Here is a 2,433-nt window from a genome sequence, read left to right on the forward strand (position 1 = left end):
GCTGGGGGTCGTGTTGTCGGTCATGATGCGTTGCTCCTCGGCGCCAGGGTCTTTCCAGGCAAACAGAGCACGGCAGGCGACTCGACCGCAACGGTCGGCCGGCTGGCGGATTTTCCGTGCAGTCGTTTGACGTTCGCCAGGTTCGGCGCCGTCCGAAACCTGCACAGTGAGCGTCATGCGGGCAGCGGTGCCGGCGCGTTGGGATATCGGTTGATGCCGGTCTCGTTCACGGGACAGACGCTGCGTCCGGCCATGGCAGTCTCTTCCGTGGCGGCGGCCGGCGGATCACCGGGAAGGGCCGGAGCGAAGCATCCATGTGTCAGGTGGGGCGATATCCGGGCGCCTCCGTATCGGAAACACTACTCCCGCCCGTAGAACCGGGCAACATGGAGCCTTGATCCGCGGGCGCAGGCATGTTCGCGGCATGGATCGGGACCAGGTGCTACAGACCTTCGAGCCGCTCAAGGTGGAGAAGGACACTATCTTCCGGGACCGCGAGCTTCGGGGGTTCGGGGTAAGGGTATACCCGTCGGGGTCGAAGGTGTACGTGGTGCAGACGCGTCACCGGGGGAAGTCGCGGCGTGTGACGCTGGGGCGGCACGGGGTTCTGACGGCGGACGGGGTGCGGCGGGAGGCGGCGCTGGCGATCTCGCGGATGAAGAGCGGGCGGGAACCTGTGGAGAAGGCTCCGGGGACGGTGGCGGGGCTTGCGGCGCGGTATCTGAAGGAGCACGTGGAGGTTCGGTGCAAGGGGAGCACGCAGAAGATGTACCGGAGCGTGGTGGAGCGTTTCATCGTGCCGGCGTACGGGCAAATGGCGGTGGAGGAAGTGGAGCGGGAGCACATGGCGGAGCTGCACCTGGAGCTTCGGGAGATTCCGTATCAGGCGAACCGCGCGCTGGAGATCGGGATGAAGCTGTTCAATCTGGCGGAGGAGTGGAAGCTTCGGACGGGGGGCAATCCGTGCAGGTTCGTGCGGAAGTACCGGGAGCGGAAACGCGAGCGGTTTCTGACGGACGCGGAGTTTCGGCGATTGGGGGAGGTGTTGAGCGGGATGGAGGCGGAGGGGCGGTTGCCGGTGTACCCTGCGGCGGCGATTCGTCTGCTGATGCTGACGGGGTGCCGGCGGAACGAGATCGTGGAGCTTCAATGGAGCGAGGTGGACCTGGAGGCCGGGGAGCTTCGGCTGCGGGACTCGAAGAGCGGGGCGCGGCTGGTTCCGCTGTCGCCCGCGGCGGCGCGGGTGTTCGGGGAGTTGCCACGGATCGGGGGCAATCCGTGGGTGATCCCGGGCACGAAGCGGGGCCGTCATCTGTCGGACCTGAACCACTACTGGGAGCGTGTGCGTGAGGAGGCGGAGCTTCCGGAGGTGCGGCTTCACGACCCTGCGGCACAGCTTTGCCAGCAGGGCTTTGGCCTTGGGTGAGAGCCTGTCGATGATCGGGAAGCTTCTGGGCCACAACAAGATCGACACGACGTCGCGGTACGCGCACCTGGCGCGGGATTCGATCAAGGCGTCGTCACCTCGACGGTGGCATCCCCGGGCCGTCTCGATCGGGTCTCACCCGGCCTCGGCGGCGCGAAGCTCGGAACGAGTTCGCGGGCGATGAACTCGTCGATCCGATCGAGCGGTTCCCGGAAGCGCGGGTTGTAGGTCAACCGCGCCAGCGGTTTTCCCTCGGGAATTGCCGCCCGGTTGCCGCCGAACACCTTGCCGCGCCAGCGGTCCGGGGCCGGCAGGTAGCGGGCCACGCGTGACTCACGATGTTCAGCCGCGCCAGTTCCTCCAGCAGCGCAAGGTCCTGTAAGGTCACCACCGCCGACTCCACCGTGCCGTCCGCGGAACGGACCGGACCCTGGCCAATTGCAGCAATTCTTCCTCAGTGAAGCCGGAGGCGGCGAAGTCCTGGTGCCGCCCCGGCTCGTCAACGGTGGCAATGACGCCGCAGCCGGCCCCGGCGAGGGCCCGGGCGCCGTCTACTGCCTCGTGCAGAACGGCGCGCGAAACCACCTGCCGTGCCGCCGCCCCTTGGAACGCCGATTTGGCGATTTTGTCACAGTGTCACAGCCGAGGCGAACACGTGAATAGTATGCAATTCATCATTATTAACACGGTTAATATGCACTGTCATGTTATAAGAGCGACGGTACATTGCTTATGCTTTCGGGGGACCGGTTCGAGAACGCAACGAGGAACAAGCCAACGTCCGTGTCCCACTCCGACCGTCCGGGAGGGCGCTATGACTGGAGTTTCTGGAAGAAGCGTGCGGTCCGCCGGCGCGGACCGGGTATCGGGAACGGCTCCTGAGGCGGTTCCGCCCTCAGGCCCGGGCGCTCTTGCCCCGTCGATGCCCCTGAGCTTGACACGGTCGTGTCAGGCCCCTACACTCCCAGCGGCCCAGCGGCCCAGCGGCCCAGCGGCCCAGCGGCCCA

2 protein-coding genes are annotated in these 2,433 nt (G+C 66.5%); one reads left to right on the top strand and one right to left on the bottom strand.

Annotated elements, in window-relative coordinates:
* The first annotated feature begins 424 nt into the window (after positions 1–424).
* Positions 425–1,426, top strand: a complete 1,002-nt coding sequence (locus OXF11_07095) for an integrase family protein (GenBank protein MCY4486868.1) — start codon at positions 425–427, stop codon at positions 1,424–1,426.
* 83 nt (positions 1,427–1,509) lie between these two features.
* Here OXF11_07095 and OXF11_07100 read toward each other — a convergent pair whose 3' ends face one another.
* Positions 1,510–1,752: a hypothetical protein gene (locus OXF11_07100; GenBank protein MCY4486869.1), complete on the bottom strand. Its 243-nt coding sequence runs from the start codon at positions 1,750–1,752 to the stop codon at positions 1,510–1,512.
* Between the last annotated feature and the right edge of the window lie 681 nt (positions 1,753–2,433).

The sequence above is a fragment of the Deltaproteobacteria bacterium genome, assembly GCA_026712905.1.
In the GTDB taxonomy this organism is placed as follows: domain Bacteria; phylum Desulfobacterota; class Binatia; order UBA9968; family JAJDTQ01; genus JAJDTQ01.

Excerpts from the sequence above, each read along its gene's own strand:
- OXF11_07095 (MCY4486868.1), top strand. The coding sequence starts at position 425 with ATGGATCGGGACCAGGTGCTACAGACCTTCGAGCCGCTCAAGGTGGAG.